Source organism: Psychroflexus tropicus DSM 15496, from assembly GCF_000378765.1.
Taxonomy (GTDB): Bacteria; Bacteroidota; Bacteroidia; order Flavobacteriales; family Flavobacteriaceae; genus Psychroflexus; species Psychroflexus tropicus.
In genome coordinates this window covers 961,174-978,854 of record NZ_KB905343.1, presented here as the reverse complement: position 1 = coordinate 978,854, position 17,681 = coordinate 961,174, and the positions used below count along the sequence as shown (strand labels likewise).

Genomic DNA, 17,681 nt, shown 5'->3' with positions numbered 1-17,681 from the left:
AGGCTAAGCTTTATAAGCTATAAGACTTATCTCTACATTAGCATCCTTAGGAAGCCTAGCTACTTGAACGGTTTCCCTTGCTGGGGCAGTTTCATGATCAAAGTATGAACCATAAACTGAATTTATTATTGAAAAGTTGGACATATCTGATATAAAGATACTTGTCTTGATGACGTCAGAAAATTCATAACCAGCTTCATCTAGTATGGCTTTTATATTCTTCATCACCATTGAAGTTTCATCTTCAATAGATCCTTGAAGTAATTCACCTGATTTTGCCTCTAAAGCAATTTGACCAGAAGTATATAAAAAACCGTTTACGATTATAGCTTGATTGTAAGGTCCTATTGGAGCTGCTGCCTTATTGGTTTTGATTATTTTTTTCATGATGCTATCTATTGTAAAGTTCTATCTCTTTCTCTGTTCCTATCGTATTTTACATCTTGTAGAATATTGGATTTAATCCCGATAAAGAAAAACCAGGATCTACGCACTCCAAAGGGTGTCCAGTTGAAACTCATTTGCCAGCTTTTCAAGTCTTTTGCAAATCTTAATTGAGTAAAAGAAAATCCTTTATTCTTAATATCATAACCCGACGATACTCCTACTTTCCAAGTTGGAGACAACTCGACATCTCCAGAAAACATGAGGGAATGAGAACTGATTTCATTTTCTCTGGCCTGGTTGGAGTATGTCATGGTATAGGATAAATTCAAATTCCAGGGGATGGCATAGTTATACCTTTCATTTTTATCTTCTACGGATTCTTCACTTTGATTGGGCCTGCTATTCATCATCTCGCTTGAGCCAAACAGGTCATCTGGCCGGCCACCATTTCTAAAGCTTTCGGAGTCGAATTCCTCCTCCTTCTTTTCATCCTCTTTTTTATCATCCTCCTTTTTCTTAAAATCTTCATTGGATAGTGAATAACTAAAACTGGCATTGGCTCTTGTAAGTCTAAATAGGCCACCTCCATTATTAATGTTCAAGGTGTTTACTCTTCTATTATTACTGTTTAAAGCATAAACATCTAAAGCTCCAAGAAAGTTGATGGCTAACTTATCTTTTACAACAGGTAGTGTTCCTCTAAGCGATATAGGACTCAGGTTCAAGGAGTCCGCCGCAAAATTATAATTTGTACTGATACCAAAATTACTGAGTAAGCTCCTCTTTTCAAATCGATCCTCTCCTGTGAGCGTTGAATCTTTTTTTCTGATTTTGGCTTCGATATCATTAGTTATACTGAAAGACATACTACTTGAGAATCTATTACTCGGTGCTCCATTGAGTGTTCCTTCAAACCTGGAGAATTCAACAACTTCGTCTTCAAGACCTCCTACACCGGTTCGTGTATATTCATCATAAAACTGATCAAATGCTGGATTGATGTTATAAGAAATAGATGGTCTGACTACATGCCTTATGGCTTTAATTTTTTTATCATCTCCAAAATCAAACAAACCATAAACAGTCGTTCCTAAGGAAGCTGAAAAGTCGTATGTCCGGTAAGAATCAAATCCATCTATGGTATCTCTTCTCACTTGGCGTGTTTGCTCATCAAACCTTTGGTCAAAAGTCTTCATGGTCCAAACCTCATTAAAGTTGGCACTTGTACTTACACTAAAGTGATCAAAAACTTTAAAATTTGTAGAAATGGGTATGGTATGCCTTGCACCAATGTCTGCTCCGTCAAACATTTCTGGCGTAAAAAATAAGGAATCTGTCGTGCTAATTCTATTTTCAGCTCTTAAATTGTATTGAAGGTTAATGTTTTGAATTGCTCCTTTTTTTGTGCCGGTTCTAGGTTCAAAGGGAAAGATTCTTCCAATACTGAATTGTAAAGTAGGTAGAGTCAAGTTGATTTCTTGTGTTTGTGTGTTTTGACTATGAGTTGCTGAAATATTTAAGTTCATAGCAGGTTCTATGTCAAAAGTTTTTGAGTAAGAGACTGAAGAATTTAAAGTGTTATTAAGAAAGTTACCTGTATTGTTTTGGTTGACAGATTGTTGATAATAATCACTGGAACCTAGATTCACAGAAGCAGAAAATCTGGATGAAGGATTAGCTTTCTGATCCTGGTTATGAGTCCAGCGTAAATTATAGACTGTAGTCTCGCTAAAGTTAGGGAACCCGCGTTCTTCCTGGAGTAGTTTTTCGTACCTAAAAGCAGCATTTCCGTTAAATTTATAGCGCACATTATAGTTGCTTTCCATTCTAAGACCATAACTTCCATTAGTGTAATAATCTCCCTGAACCGCTAAGTCAACGTAATCGCTAATGGCAAAATAATAACCGCCATTCATCAAGAAGAAGCCTCTGTTTGGGTTTTCTCCATACGCAGGGATTATAAATCCAGAAGACTGTTTGTCTGTTAGAGGAAAATATCCAAAAGGGAGTCCAAGCGGAGTGGGAACATCGGCAATGTACATGTTCACAAATCCTGTTACGATTTTAGAATCGGGAACAAACTTTATCTTTCTGGCGAAGAAGTAATAATCTGCATCATCAATATCTTCTGCAGTGGTGAATTTAGCATTAGCCAGATAGTAAATAGAATCATTTTGACGTTTTGAGATTTCGCCTTTTACTTTAAAACCACCTTGCTCTGTTCTGGAATTGAATACAAGGGCTTTCTGAGAATCAAAATTAAATATCAAGCTATCTGGCTCTACAAGATTGTCTCCTTGCTTAAAACTTGGAGATTGAGTGTAAGCTCCAGTAGAGTCGATTATTCCTGCTGCAAATACTTCTTTCGTAGCATTATCTAGGACTATTCGACCTGCTTCTATAGTCATCTCACCATAAACTACTTTGGCTTCATTATAAAGGTACATTTTATCTTCTCGTCTCGATAATCTTTTATAATCTTTGGCAAAGGCATCTACAACATCGGTGAGGGTTTCTCTTTTCTTTACGTTTTGCTGCGGCACAATTGTATCTCCGATGATATACTTGATACTTTGCGTAATAGAATCAACTTTATTATCGATTAGATATCCAAAATCTACTTTATCTTGCTTTTGTTGTTCCTTTTCTTGCCCATACAGGCCAAAATTGACAAGAAGTGCTAACCAAAAAAGTATGTGAAGTAAGTTTGTACGCAATGCTTTTAGTACTATTTTTGTAAAAAGAGGCCACTATTTTGAAGTCCCAAAATTACATTTTATTTTAATGCTTCCTAAAAAAGTTTCCAATATCATACACAAATATGAAATTCATGCTTAGATCAAACTCAAGTCTCCTTTTATTATTGTTTTGCCTGGCTTTTACTGTCTTTTCAAATTCATCTTACTCTCAATCGAGTTCAGATAAATTTGTAGTCGTTCTAGATGCAGGACATGGAGGAGAAGATCCGGGGAACCGCGGAAACGGTTATTATGAAAAAGATATTGCTTTAAAAATTGTGTTGAAGGTAGGGAAGGAGCTGGAAAAATATGAAGATCTTAAAGTGATGTACACCAGAACAACGGACGTATTTATTCCCTTAGATAAGCGAGCTAAAATTGCAAACGATGCAAAAGCAGACCTTTTTGTTTCTATTCATTGTAATGGAGTAGCTAATTCTGCGCCTTCAGGTACTGAAACCTTTGTGCTAGGTCTTCATAGAAATGAAGACAATTTAGAGATTGCTATGAAAGAAAATTCGGTGATTAAATTCGAAGATGATTACGAAGTTAAATACGACGGTTTTGATCCCACTTCTCCAGAATCCTATATTGGGTTCACCATCATGCAAGAAGAATTTTTAGATCAAAGTGTTCTACTTGCAAACTTTGTCCAAAATCAATTTCAGGGCTCTTTAAATTTAAAAAACAGAGGAGTAAAACAAGCAGGCTTTTTGGTTCTAAGAGAAACCTACATGCCCAGTGTACTTATAGAAACAGGTTTTTTAACCAATAAAACTGAAGGAGCGTTTCTCAATTCTAAGAAGGGTCAGCAAAAACTTTCTAATGCTATTGTTGATGGAATCAATAATTATAAAAACATCATTAATATTAAGGCTATAGAAGCTGAGCTTAGCGAATATAGAGTGAGCTCACAGGACGTTATGGAAGATTTTTCTTCGGTGTCTTTTAAAGTCCAACTTGCTGCTAGCTCAAGAAAAATAGAACCTTCTCCTCAAAACTTTAAGGAACTTTCGCCAATAACTCGGCATCAAGAAAACGACCTCTTTAAATATTTGTTTGGTGACACAAATAATTACGTAAATGCCCAGACCTTAAAAGACAAAGCCAAGGCAGAAGGTTATACTTCAGCCTTTATAGTTGCCTTCGATTCTTTTGGAAAAAAAATTTCAATTAAAGAAGCACTGAAGACACGAAGTAGTGACTAGTTTTAATGAAAGTTTACTACATTTGAAACAAATCTAAATCCTTTGAAAAAAGAACTAAAAGTTGGTATTCTCGCTATTGTTGCAGTGGGATTACTCATATTCGGATACAATTTCCTTAAGGGGAATAATTTATTTAACTCTTCTCGTGTGTTTTATGCAGTCTATGATAATGTAGAAGGTCTTAGTCCTTCAGCACCTATAACCATTAATGGATACCAGGTAGGTACAGTGACCGAGATTAAATTTATAGACTCTGGGAAGCTACTTGTCAAATTAAACATCAATAATGATTTTCAATTTTCCAATAAAAGTGTGGCTCAAATCTATGGAGGTGGACTTATTGGCGGAAAGTCGATGCAAATCAATCTGGATGATGATTTAACGGAACTTGCTCAATCTGGAGACACTCTTCAATCTTCCGTAGAAGAGGGTCTTATTGAATTAGTTAACGAAAAGCTTACTCCTTTAAAAGAAAAGATTTCTAACGCTGTTGTGGAAGTAGATACTTTGGTGAGTTCTATTAATTATGTTTTGGATATTGAAACCAGAGATAATCTTAAGGGCTCTGTTCAAAACCTTAATCAAATACTTGTTTCCCTGAAAAGCTCATCTTCCAAAATTGGTGGCCTGTTGGATTCAAATAAAGAAAAAATAAACTCATCGATCGATAAGTTTAGCCAGACTGCAGAGAATTTTTCAACCCTATCTGATTCTTTATCTCAAATTGAATTTGGTAGAATTGCAGATAATGCCGATAAAACAATGTTAAACCTTAATGAAATTTCCGCTAAACTTAATCAAGGTGAAGGGAGTTTAGGTAAGTTAATCAATGATGATCAAATGTATCAAAACCTCGAAAATGCTACTAAGGAGATGGAAGAGCTACTGCGAGATTTGAAATTAAATCCTAAACGATACGTTCACTTTTCAGTCTTTGGAAAGAAAAATAAAGAGTACGAAAACACAGAAGATTAATAATGATGCTAGACTATTTACCTCAAATTTTATTTATCATAGCCCTTGGAGGAGCTATATTATTTTTTGCAAAAAATGTATCCTCTATAAGACGTAATATCAACCTTGGAAGGGATGTGGACCGAAAGGATCATAAGAACTTACGTTTTAAAAAAATGATGAGGGTTGCCTTAGGACAATCCAAAATGGTAACCAGACCCATTGCAGGGATTCTTCACATCATTGTTTATGTAGGTTTTGTAATTATCAATATTGAAGTTTTAGAAATAATTATTGATGGTGTTGCCGGTACTCATAGAATATTTGGTTTCTTAGGTCCTGTTTATGATTTTCTTATAGGAAGTTTTGAAATCCTAGCTTTCTTAGTCTTAGTGAGTGTTATCATTTTTTGGCTAAGAAGAAATGTAATGAACATTAAACGATTTCTTTCTAGAGAGCTAAAGGGATGGCCTAAAAACGATGCAAATTACATCCTTTACTTCGAAGTGGTTCTTATGGTTTTATTTTTAACTATGAACGCCGCAGATTATCAATTACAACTTTCTGGAGCTCCACACTACTTCAATGAAGCTGGAATAATGGGTTCATTCCCCATCAGTCAGTTTTTACTTCCAATCATTGACGGGATGAGTGTTGAAAGCTTAATCATACTTGAGAGAACAGCCTGGTGGCTACATATTATAGGTATTTTAATATTTTTGAATTATCTCTACTATTCCAAACACCTTCATATTTTACTGGCGTTTCCAAATGTTTACTTTTCTAATTTAGAAAGTTTAGGTAAGTTTAAAAATCTAGACGCTGTTACCAATGAGGTTAAACTAATGATGGATCCTAATGCCGATCCTTTTGCTGAGCCAGAAGGAGATGAAGAAGAGGTTCCAGAAAAATTTGGCGCAAGTGATGTGCAGGATTTAAACTGGTTTCAGTTATTAAGTGCTTACACTTGTACAGAATGTGGTCGCTGTACATCAGAATGTCCTGCCAACCAAACCGGAAAAAAATTATCTCCAAGAAAAATAATGATGGATACTCGGGACAGACTCGAGGAAGTTGGTAAAGAGCTGGATAAGGGTAATGAGATATCATCTGATAAGCAATTACTAGACGATTATATTTCTAGAGAAGAGTTATGGGCTTGTACCACTTGTAATGCCTGTGTAGATGCCTGCCCTATAGGTATTGATCCTTTATCTATTATTATGGATATGAGACAATATCTGGTGATGGAGCAAAGTGCTGCACCAGCAGAACTCAATAATGCCATGTCGAACATTGAAAATAATGCTGCTCCTTGGCCATATAATCAACAAGATAGGCTAGACTGGGCGAAAGAAGAAGCATAATATGTCACAAAGTAACACTCAAAAAGATGCTAAAGGACAGTCAGTCAGTCCAAGTTTACCTGATGGGGTAAAAAACTACCTTATCGACATAGATGGAACTGTAACAGATGATGTTCCTAATGAAGAGCCAGAACGTATGGCTACTTGCGACCCTTTTCCAGATGCTTTAAAGACGGTCAATAAATGGTACGACGAGGGTCATCAAATTTGTTTCTTTACCTCTAGAGTAGAAGAACATAGAGAAGTTACTGAAGAATGGCTAAAGAAAAATGGATTTAAGTATCATAGTTTATTGATGGGAAAGCCAAGAGGTGGAAATTACCATTGGATAGACAACCATATTGTAAAAGCTACTCGGTATAAAGGTCAATTTACAGACCTTGTCGATAAACAAGAAATAATTCAAGTTTTTAAAGATTAAAAAATAGATAATGAGCGATAAAATGAATGTGCCAACAATGGCATCTTATTTAGCAGAGGGGAAACAACCAGAAGTTTTATTTTGGGTAGGTTGCGCTGGAAGTTTTGATGATAGAGCTAAGAAAATCACCAAGGCTTTCGTTAAGATATTAAATAATATCAACGTAGATTTTGCTGTACTAGGAACAGAGGAAGGATGTACCGGAGATCCAGCAAAAAGAGCTGGAAACGAATTTTTATTTCAAATGCAGGCAATGACCAATATTGAAGTCCTTAATGGATATGAAGTCAAAAAGATCGTTACAGCCTGTCCGCATTGCTTCAATACTATTAAAAATGAATATCCAGCTCTAGGAGGAAACTATGATGTTGTTCATCATACTCAATTTCTAAAGCAGCTCCTCAATGAAGGACGCTTAAAAGTAGAAGGTGGAAAATTTAAAGGTAAACGTATCACTTATCACGATCCATGTTACCTGGGAAGAGCAAACGGAGAATATGAAGCACCAAGAGACTTACTTAGAAAGTTGGAAGTAGAATTGGTAGAAATGAAATCCTGTAAGTCTAAAGGTCTATGCTGTGGAGCTGGAGGAGCTCAAATGTTTAAGGATGCTGAGAAAGGTGATAAGGAAGTAAATATACATCGAACAGAACAGGCCGTAGAGGTGAAGCCAGAAGTTATTGCCGCCGGATGCCCTTTTTGTAATACGATGATGACAGATGGAGTTAAGAATAAAGAAAAGCAAGACGATATAGAGGTCTTAGACGTTGTCGAAATGATTGCTAATGCTGAAGATTTATAAACATTATGGTTGTAGAGTTTAAAGATTTGCCAGATTCTGCCAGAGTTTGGATATTTCAAGCCAATAGGGGGTTCAGTGAAGACGAATTGAATGAAATAAAGCCTAAGATTAATCATTTTCTGCAGCAATGGACAGTGCATGGTAAATCGCTAAAAGCGGGCTTTGAGATTCGATATAATCGGTTTATCATCTTAGGGCTTGATGAATCTCAGGCCAGTGCTAGTGGATGTTCTATTGATGCCTCAGTTCATTTTATTCAGGATTTAGAAAAAGAGTATGATGTAGATTTATTGGATAAAATGAATGTGAGTTTCAAAAATGGAGAATTTGTGGCGTACAAGCCATTAATCGACTTTAAGAAAATGGTAAAACAAAAGGCTGTATCGCCACAAACTATTGTGTTCAATAACCTGGTTAATACTAAACAAGAATATAAAGACTATTGGGAAGTGCCTATGACAGAAAGCTGGCATAGTCGATTACTGTAAACTATATGTACACAACTATCTCATTTAAAGTCATCTTCCTGATGGCTTTTTTTTCATTAAATTTTGCTTTTTCACAGAGCAGTTTGTTTTCTGATGATATTCAATCACAGCGTCAGTGGGTAGATTCCGTATACACCTCACTGAGCTTAGAAGAAAAGATAGGTCAATTATTTATGATTGATTTGTTTACTAATAAATCTGATGATGAATTAGAAAACATAAAGAAATTTATTAAAAGCAATTCCATTGGTGGAGTAATTTTTTCTAAAGGTAATCCACATCGCCAGGCTAAGTTGACTAATGAAATTCAATCTGAAAATAAAATTCCTTTGCTTATAGGCATGGATGCAGAGTGGGGATTGGCTATGAGATTGGATTCGACCTATGCCTTTCCCTGGAATATGACTCTTGGCGCTATCCAAGATACCTCAATAGTTAGAAAAGTAGGATATCAAATTGGACAACACAATAAACGCATGGGCGTCCATATTAATTTTGCTCCTGTCGCTGATATCAATACGAATCCTAACAATCCGATTATTGGTAATCGGTCTTTTGGTGAACATAAAGATCTAGTGGCTTCTCACGCTGTCGCCCTAATGAAAGGATTACATAGTGCTGGGGTTTTAACCAGCGCAAAGCACTTTCCAGGTCATGGTGATACTGAACAGGATTCTCATAAAACATTACCTACCATCAATTTCTCTGAAGCGCGCATCAAAGAAGTTGAATTGTATCCCTTTAAAGCTTTGATCAAAGCAGGAGTAAGTAGTATAATGGTTGCCCATTTAAATGTTCCTAGTCTTGAAACTCAAAATGAATTACCTTCCTCCTTGTCACCCAATATCGTCTCCAACTTGTTGAAGAAGGAATTAGGTTTTAATGGCTTAGTGATTACGGATGCATTAAACATGAAAGGCGTTAGTAATAATAATATACCCGGGCAAGTAGATCTTCAAGCTTTTAAAGCAGGAAGCGACATTCTGCTTATTTCTGAAGACGTCCCTAAAGCAATCCAACTCATCAAAAAGGCGATAAAAACAGGTGAGCTTTCAGAGAAACGAGTGGCCGCTTCAGTTAAAAAGATTTTATACGCCAAATATAAAGTAGGTTTAAATGATTTTAAATCTATAGATACCAATAACTTAATAGCAGACTTAAATTCTTCTGAGGATGATGCTATATATCATAATGCTATTGAAAATGCAACCACCTTACTAAAAAACGATTTAGGTCTATTGCCTGTTAATGATGTTGAAAGTCAACGTTTGGCCTATCTGGGACTGGGAGATGCTTCAGGAGCTACTTTTCTAAAAACGCTAAACGCTTACACCAATGTTCATGAAATTCAAAATTTGGACTCTATTCAAAGGGTGGATGGTCGATTGGATTACGATCATATTATCATAGGATTTCATAAATCGGATGCGTCTCCTTGGGCAGATTATAAATTCACTCCTTTCGAAATCAATCTTATTGATAAAATCTCAAAATCTAACAAAGTAAGTTTAGTTAACTTTTCAAGGCCTTACAGTTTACTGGATTTGAGGAGCTTCATTCATATTGACGCCATCTTGCAGGTCTATCAAAATAGTAAAATAGCTCAGGAAGTTGCTGCACAACAACTATTTGGAGCTTTAGAGGTTAAGGGGAAACTTCCCGTAAGTATTACTCATGCCTTTCCTTACGGGACAGGTTTTAAGCTCAATTCTTCTGGGAGATTAGCAACCGATTTTTATCAAAATTTAGGATTTAACTCCAACTTTGAATCTAAAATCGATTCGATTGCCAATTTAGCTTTGGAAGAGGAGATGACTCCAGGTATGCAGATACTAATTGCCAGAAAAGGAAAAATCATTTACGAAAAAAACTTCGGCTATCACACATACGATAAAAATATAAAAGTTGACAGTGATGATGTTTACGATTTAGCATCCTTAACTAAAATACTTACAACACTTCCACTTTTGATGACTATGCAGGAATCTAATAAACTGGAACTTAAATCTAAATTACACGAACTATTGCCAGAGCTTGCCACTTCCAATAAAGCTAATATAAGTGTCTTGGATATGCTTTCTCATTATGCCAAATTGGAGTCTTGGATTCCTTTTTATAAGAAGACTTTAGAAGATAAGACAAAGTATTATGCTACTGAATATTCTGAAGAGTATAGTATCAAGATTGTGGATAATATGTACCTAAGGTCAGATTACAAAGATTCTATTTATTCAGAAATTGTGAAAAGCGAATTGAGAGAAGAATTGGAATACAAATATTCTGATCTTCCATATTATTTCTTAAAAAAATATATTGAAGAAGAAACAGAGGAATCTTTAAATAGTTTGGCACAAGAATACTTTTATGAGCCAATGGGATTGAAGCGATTAAAATTCTACCCTTTAAACCATTTTGATAAAGAAAATATTGTTCCTACAGAATTTGATAACGAATGGAGAAAGCAATTGATCCACGGTACTGTTCACGATCAGGGTGCTGCCATGCTTGGAGGGGTCGGCGGTCACGCTGGTTTATTTGGAAATGCCAGAGACGTGGCCTCTTTTATGCAGCTTTATCTTAATGAAGGAAATTATGGAGATAAGACCTACTTTAAACCACAAACCATGGCAGCCTTTAATACTTGTTATTACTGCGATAAGGATGTACGAAGAGGTGTTGGTTTTGATAAACCACAGCTTGAAGAGGTGGGTCCTACCTGTGGATGTTTATCTATGTCTAGTTTTGGACACTCGGGATTTACAGGAACTTATGCCTGGGCAGACCCTGATAAAGAAATCATTTATATATTCTTATCTAATAGAATTCACCCCGATGTAGAAAATGTCAAATTGATTAAAGAAGATATTCGAACAAAAATTCAAAGTGTTATCTACGAAACTTTGAGTGAGGATTAAATTGAGATTAGTTTAAGATATCAATAGTTGGATATCCTCTATTTTTGAAAATCAATTAAAAGATCGATGAAAATAGCCATAGTATGTTATCCAACTTTTGGAGGGAGTGGAGTAGTAGCCACAGAATTAGGTATAGCTTTATCTAAAAGAGGGCACGAGATACATTTTGTAACATACAAACAACCAGTTCGTCTAGAGTATCTTAGTCAATCTATTCATTATCATGAAGTCTTAGTGCCGGAATATCCTTTATTTCATTATCAACCTTACGAACTTGCGCTTTCGAGTAAACTGGTTAGAGTGGTTCAAAAACATAAAATTGACCTACTGCATGTACATTATGCTATTCCCCACGCTTATGCAGGATACATGGCTCAGCAGATGCTGAAGGAGGAAGGCATTCACTTACCAATGATGACTACGCTTCATGGTACCGACATAACTTTGGTGGGCAGCCATTCTTTTTATAAGCCTGCTGTCAATTTCAGTATTAATAATAGCGATATTGTCACTTCTGTGTCACAAAGCTTAAAACTGGACACTCTTAAAATATTTGATATCAAAAAGCAAATTGAAGTAGTTCCCAATTTTATAGACATTTCAAACCTCAATGAGTCTTTCGAAGACTGCAAGCGACATATGGTTGCAGATGAAGATGAACGAGTCATTACTCACGTTAGTAATCTAAGAGAGGTTAAACGATTAGAAGATGTGATTGATGTATTTTACAGAATACAGACTGAAATAAAATCTAGATTAATCATTGTAGGGGACGGACCAGATAGGGAAAAAGCAAGTAATTTTGCTAAAAAGCTGGGGATTAAGGATAAAGTACTTTTCTTAGGTAAAAGCAATGAAGTGGAGCGAATTCTGTGTTATTCAGATTTATTTTTGCTTCCTTCAGCAAAAGAAAGCTTTGGATTAGCAGCCCTTGAAGCTATGGCTCATCGAGTTCCAGTGATTTCTTCCAACGCAGGAGGTTTACCGGAAGTAAACATTGACGGTGTTTCTGGTTACCTCAGTGATGTTGGAGATGTGGAATCTATGGCCAAAAATGGAATTAAAATTCTTTCAGACGATCGCACACTTAATAAATTTAAAGAGGGAGCCAGAAAAATAGCAGAAACATTTGACGTCGATCACGTCGTTTGTCAATATGAAAAGCTATATCAAAAAATGATCTAATCCTTAAGATTTCTGACCTCCAGAGTTTCAGACCTAAATTTGTTCTTACCAAAATCCAAAGTTCGGATAGGGAATGGAATATTGATATCATTTTCGTTATAAGCAGCTTTAATAGCTAGTATGGCTTTATGCTGAGCTTTATAAACGTCTCCTTGATTGGCAACACTGGTCCAGAATCTCAATTGATAATTAATGGAGCTATCTCCGAATTCGGTATAGAAAAATTCAATACTCTCACCTGGTTGCTGTTCAAATATTTCCTTAATGGCATTCTCTGTAATTTCCTGTACTTTTTGCAAATCGCTTTCATAGCCGACACCGCAAGATAAAATAATCCTTCCTCGAGATGTTCGACTAAAATTTTTGAAGGGAGAGTCTACAATTTTAGAATTAGGTATAACCACAAGATTGTAGTCCACTGTTTGAATAATGACGCTTCTAAGATTAATATCAACAACAAAACCGCTATAATCATTGGTTTCTATCCAATCACCGATTTGTAATTTTGGAATAAAGCTAATGATTACCCCAGCGAACGTATTATGAAGTGTACCCTGAAGCGCAAAACCAACCGCTAAACCTACAACACCTGCAGCTCCCAATATTGAGGTTAAAACCGTATTTAAGTTAAGTATACCTAGAGATAAAAACAACCCTAGTGCTATGATTAAGACCTTAAACACCTTGACAGAAACCGTACGTATAGAATCCTGAGCACTACTTTTTCTAAATATTCTATCTACAAGTTTGCTAGCATATTTGGCAAAGATTATAAACAAAATAAGAACGACTACTGCTAAAACAAAATTAGGTAGATTCAATACAATTGAATCTACCCAATCTAGTACTTTTTTAGTTAATTCATTCCAAGACTTTTCAGTCTTTTGAACAATTTCCGATTCCTGCATAATTTAATTATGAATGTTGCTTTTCTTCTTTTTTCATAATCCAGGCATCAAGCATCCAACTTGTTTTTTCAAGCTCTCTGATGTAGGCTCCAATAAGATCTATTGTACCTTCATCACCATCTTTGTCGGCTACATCTACAACTTTTCTCATTTGAGAAATAATTGTACCATGATCATCTAACAGAGCGGCCACCATTTGAAAATCTTCAATTTCTGAAGAGGCTTCAGATAGGTTTGACATTTTTAAATAATCTGTATAATTGCTCTCTGGCTGAAATCTTAAAGTTAATATACGTTCAGCAATTTCATCAATTTTTACTTTGGCATCATCATACATCTCTTCAAACTGCTCATGAAGGTCGAAGAAATTGTGACCAATTATATTCCAATGAAAATTTCTTAACTTTTGGTAATATAAGTGATAATCAGCTAATAAGATATTTAATTCTTTTACAGTATTTGTTGTTTTGGATTTATCTAAATTTAGATAATTCATAAAATAATAAATTTTTAAATTAGACTTTAGTTTAAGCGTTTCTTTTGTCTGCAGTTTGCATATACCATGCATCCAGCATCCAACTTGTTTTCTCAAGTTCTCTAATGTAGGCACCAATTAAATCAATCGTACCCTCATCACTATTTTGATCTGCGACTTCAATAACCTTACGCATTTGAGATATTATAATGCCGTGGTCATTTAATAAATCACTCACCATGTCTACATCATTTTTATTTGATGTTGATTCTTTAATATTAGAAAGCTTTAAATAGTTAGATAAATTACTTTCTGGCTGAAATCTTAGAGTTAAAATTCGCTCAGCAATTTCATCTACTTTCAATTTGGCATCGTCATACATGACTTCAAATTGTTCGTGTAAATCAAAAAAATTATGACCAACTATATTCCAGTGATAATTTCTTAATTTTTGATAATAAAGATGATAGTCTGCCAAGAGAATATTTAATTCTTTGACTGTAGCCTTAGATTTGGTTTTATCGAGATTTAAATAATTCATTTTAATTCAATTTGAGTTTATCGAGCATCTTATCAGAAACCTGACCTCCAGATTTACCATAACCATCAACCAGCATACCCTTATGACCATCTGATGTTGAAATAGCATATAAAATGGAATTATCAGCTGGATTTGCCATCCCTTCAAATCTGAAATATTCGTCTACTTCAAAGTCTTCAACAGGGTATTTTTTATTTTTGGCTTTATTTTCTAAATGTTCATCAAGCAGATTTAAATCTTCTGTATAGCCATGATCTCTTAACATATTCATGGTTTGTGATAAAGTATCTTTCTGTTTCATTAATCTTAATATTTTTTGTTAAATGTATGACCTTATTTCAATGAAATCAAACCTAGATCCTGGTTTAGCCTATTTTTAACTATTAGCTTTCCTTATTGTTATTTTTATTATAATAGAAAATGCCTAACGGGAAAGTAAGAAGTAAAAATATGAATTGCCTTGTTATAATTCCATACAAAGTTACAAGAGCAGCTATAACATATAACCAGGTAAGCTTTGTAATTTTCATAGGTCCAATACTTAAGTTAAAACAAAAAAAACTCCTAGTAAGGAGTTTTTTTCAATTATGATTCTTTATCTACTGTTTTTTGAACTTCAATTACAAGTTCATCTTTTTCTTTATCGAAGTCCATATATAAAGTATCCCCTTCGACCACAGTAGAATTGATTATTTTTTCAGCGAGAGCATCTTCTATATATTTCTGAATAGCTCTGTTGAGAGGTCTTGCTCCGTATTGCTTATCAAATCCTTTTTCTGCTATAAAATCTTTTGCTGAATCACTTAAGGTAAAATTGTATCCTACATCTTTTATTCTAGCAAATAATTTCTCTAGCTCAATATTGATAATTTTCTTGATGTCTTCTTTTTCCAAAGCATTAAAAATAACGACATCATCTACACGATTTAAAAATTCTGGCGCAAAAGCCTTTTTTAAAGCTCCTTCAATAACTTTCTTGGTGTTTTCATCTTCCTGTTGTTTTTGGGATTGTGTTCCAAAACCAACACCAGTACCAAAGTCTTTAAGCTTTCTGGCTCCAATATTGGAGGTCATGATAATGATAGTATTTCTAAAATCGACTTTTCGACCTAAGCTATCAGTTAAATGACCATCATCAAGCACTTGAAGAAGCATATTAAACACGTCTGGATGAGCTTTTTCAACCTCATCTAATAATATTACCGCATATGGCTTGCGTCTCACTTTTTCAGTAAGCTGTCCACCTTCTTCATATCCTACGTATCCTGGAGGTGCACCTATTAGTCGTGAAACTGCAAATTTTTCCATATACTCACTCATGTCTAAACGAATGAGTGCATCGTCGTTATCAAAGAGTTCTCTAGCTAATACTTTAGCTAACTGTGTTTTACCAACACCAGTTTGTCCAAGAAAAATAAAAGAACCAATCGGCCTATTAGGGTCTTTAAGTCCAGCTCTATTTCTCTGTATGGCTTTTACAATTTTGGCAACAGCATCACCTTGTCCAATGACTTTATTTTTGATAGTATCAGGAAGTTCTGCAAGCTTATTACCTTCAGTTTTTGCAATCCTTTTTACAGGAATTCCTGTCATCATAGACACTACGTCGGCTATATGATCTTCTGTAACAGTTTCTTTATTTTCTTTGGATTCTTTCTCCCATTCATCTTGAGCTTGCTGCAAGTCATTTTCAATTCTCTTCTCATCATCTCTCAGCTTGGCAGCTTCCTCATATTTCTGTTTTTTAACCACAGAATTTTTTTCTTCACGAATAGCCTCCAATTCTTTTTCAAGCTCTAGTACACGCTTAGGTACGTGAATATTTGTAATGTGAACTCTACTACCAGCCTCATCTAAGGCATCAATAGCTTTATCCGGAAGAAATCTATCTGTCATGTATCTGTTGGTTAGCGAGACACAAGATTTAATAGCTTCTTCTGTATACATCACGTTGTGATGATCTTCATATTTGTCTTTTATATTATTAAGGATTTCTACAGTCTCATCTATCGAAGTAGGCTCAACAATAATTTTTTGAAATCTCCTTTCTAGTGCGCCATCCTTCTCGATATGCTGTCTGTACTCATCCAAAGTTGTTGCGCCAATACATTGTATTTCTCCCCTAGCAAGAGCGGGTTTAAACATATTACTAGCATCAAGACTGCCAGTAGCTCCACCAGCTCCTACTATAGTATGTATTTCATCGATAAAGAGAATAATATCATCATTCTTTTCGAGTTCATTCATCACTGCTTTCATGCGCTCTTCAAACTGTCCTCGATATTTGGTTCCAGCCACTAAACTCGCTAGATCTAAGGTTACTAATCTTTTATCATAAAGAATTCTGGAAACCTTTCTCTGTACAATTCTAAGGGCCAGCCCTTCGGCAATTGCACTTTTACCAACACCAGGCTCACCGATGAGTAAAGGATTATTTTTCTTTCTACGACTAAGAATTTGAGAAACTCTTTCGATTTCTTTTCCACGACCTACAACAGGATCTAATTTTCCTTCCTGTGCCATTTCGGTGAGATCTCGCCCAAAATTATCTAAAACAGGAGTTTTAGATTTTTTAGAAGACTTGCCTTTTTGACTTCCAGAACCACCGAGAGATTCTCTTCCAGAATCTCCAGAAGATGCAGCATCGTCAGAAAAGGCGTCTGTAGGAGTATCTAAATAATCTCCATCTTGAGTAATCATAGCTTTAAACTCTTCTTTCACATTATCATAATCTACCTTCAACTTATTAAGTAATTTGGTGGTAGGATCGTTTTCGTTTCTCAAAATGCATAAGAGTAAATGTGCAGTATTTATAGAAGAACTTTGAAATAATTTAGCTTCCAAAAAAGTCGTTTTTAAAGCACGTTCAGCTTGTCTAGTCAAATGAAGATTCTTTTTTTCTTGAGAAATATCTGCATTAGTATGATCAGAAGGATTTAAGATTTCAACTTTTCTTCTCAGCAGTTCCAAATCAATATTCATCGCATCGAGGATATTAATAGCCTTTCCAGTTCCATCTCTAAGTAAACCTAACATTAAATGTTCAGTTCCTATAAAATCATGACCTAGCCTTAAAGCCTCCTCTTTACTAAATGCGATTACTTCTTTTACTTTTGGTGAGAAATTATCATCCATAGTCTTTAAATTTATTAGACATTACTCAAAAATAATACCTTATTGTTGATATATGCCATTTCAATAGTGAAAATCTTATTAAATATAGTTTCTAAAAAAAGTGGTATAAAAGCTATATGGGACTTTAAGGATTTGATAGGTTTTGTATATTTGCTTG

15 protein-coding genes are annotated in these 17,681 nt (G+C 35.1%); 8 read left to right on the top strand and 7 right to left on the bottom strand.

Annotated features, from left to right (window positions below):
* Positions 1–3: 3 nt before the first annotated feature.
* Positions 4–387, bottom strand: a complete 384-nt coding sequence (locus tag F598_RS0109485; protein ID WP_019038817.1) for a RidA family protein — start codon at positions 385–387, stop codon at positions 4–6.
* An 8-nt stretch (positions 388–395) separates the two neighbouring features.
* A complete protein-coding gene (locus tag F598_RS0109480; protein ID WP_019038816.1) occupies positions 396–3,104 on the bottom strand; it encodes a putative LPS assembly protein LptD in 2,709 nt (902 codons plus the stop codon).
* Positions 3,105–3,217: 113 nt separating this feature from the next.
* Here F598_RS0109480 and F598_RS0109475 point away from each other — a divergent pair, with 113 nt between their 5' ends.
* The 8 genes from F598_RS0109475 to bshA all read left to right on the top strand — a co-directional run bounded on the left by F598_RS0109475 (position 3,218) and on the right by bshA (position 12,465).
* On the top strand, positions 3,218–4,333 hold the full coding sequence (locus F598_RS0109475) for an N-acetylmuramoyl-L-alanine amidase family protein (protein ID WP_026302630.1): 1,116 nt from the start codon (positions 3,218–3,220) through the stop codon (positions 4,331–4,333).
* A gap of 42 nt (positions 4,334–4,375) precedes the next feature.
* On the top strand, positions 4,376–5,308 hold the full coding sequence (locus F598_RS0109470; protein ID WP_019038814.1) for an MlaD family protein: 933 nt from the start codon (positions 4,376–4,378) through the stop codon (positions 5,306–5,308).
* Between the two features lie 5 nt (positions 5,309–5,313).
* Entirely contained in the window at positions 5,314–6,654 is a 1,341-nt protein-coding gene (locus F598_RS0109465; protein WP_019038813.1) for a 4Fe-4S dicluster domain-containing protein, read from the top strand.
* 1 nt (position 6,655) lies between these two features.
* On the top strand, positions 6,656–7,075 hold the full coding sequence (locus F598_RS0109460) for an HAD family acid phosphatase (RefSeq protein ID WP_019038812.1): 420 nt from the start codon (positions 6,656–6,658) through the stop codon (positions 7,073–7,075).
* Between the two features lie 10 nt (positions 7,076–7,085).
* Positions 7,086–7,877 (top strand): (Fe-S)-binding protein, encoded by a 792-nt coding sequence (locus tag F598_RS0109455; RefSeq protein ID WP_019038811.1) that lies wholly within the window; start codon positions 7,086–7,088, stop codon positions 7,875–7,877.
* Between the two features lie 5 nt (positions 7,878–7,882).
* Positions 7,883–8,365 carry a hypothetical protein gene (locus F598_RS0109450; RefSeq protein ID WP_019038810.1) on the top strand — a complete coding sequence of 161 codons (483 nt, stop codon included), beginning with the start codon at positions 7,883–7,885 and terminating at the stop codon, positions 8,363–8,365.
* 5 nt (positions 8,366–8,370) lie between these two features.
* Positions 8,371–11,280 carry a serine hydrolase domain-containing protein gene (locus tag F598_RS0109445; protein ID WP_033408497.1) on the top strand — a complete coding sequence of 970 codons (2,910 nt, stop codon included), beginning with the start codon at positions 8,371–8,373 and terminating at the stop codon, positions 11,278–11,280.
* A 66-nt stretch (positions 11,281–11,346) separates the two neighbouring features.
* Positions 11,347–12,465 carry an N-acetyl-alpha-D-glucosaminyl L-malate synthase BshA gene (bshA, locus tag F598_RS0109440; protein WP_019038808.1) on the top strand — a complete coding sequence of 373 codons (1,119 nt, stop codon included), beginning with the start codon at positions 11,347–11,349 and terminating at the stop codon, positions 12,463–12,465.
* Here the strand turns inward: bshA and F598_RS0109435 are convergent.
* The 5 genes from F598_RS0109435 to F598_RS0109410 form a co-directional block, all read right to left on the bottom strand.
* Positions 12,462–13,373 (bottom strand): mechanosensitive ion channel family protein, encoded by a 912-nt coding sequence (locus tag F598_RS0109435; RefSeq protein WP_019038807.1) that lies wholly within the window; start codon positions 13,371–13,373, stop codon positions 12,462–12,464. The two genes, bshA and F598_RS0109435, sit on opposite strands and share 4 nt — an antisense overlap.
* A 7-nt stretch (positions 13,374–13,380) precedes the next feature.
* Complete coding sequence (locus F598_RS0109430; RefSeq protein ID WP_019038806.1) at positions 13,381–13,869, bottom strand: Dps family protein; 489 nt, start codon at positions 13,867–13,869, stop codon at positions 13,381–13,383.
* Between the two features lie 31 nt (positions 13,870–13,900).
* Entirely contained in the window at positions 13,901–14,389 is a 489-nt protein-coding gene (locus F598_RS0109425) for a Dps family protein (protein ID WP_019038805.1), read from the bottom strand.
* Between the two features lies 1 nt (position 14,390).
* Entirely contained in the window at positions 14,391–14,690 is a 300-nt protein-coding gene (locus F598_RS0109420; RefSeq protein ID WP_019038804.1) for a hypothetical protein, read from the bottom strand.
* Between the two features lie 284 nt (positions 14,691–14,974).
* On the bottom strand, positions 14,975–17,524 hold the full coding sequence (locus tag F598_RS0109410) for an ATP-dependent Clp protease ATP-binding subunit (protein ID WP_019038802.1): 2,550 nt from the start codon (positions 17,522–17,524) through the stop codon (positions 14,975–14,977).
* Positions 17,525–17,681 lie beyond the last annotated feature (157 nt).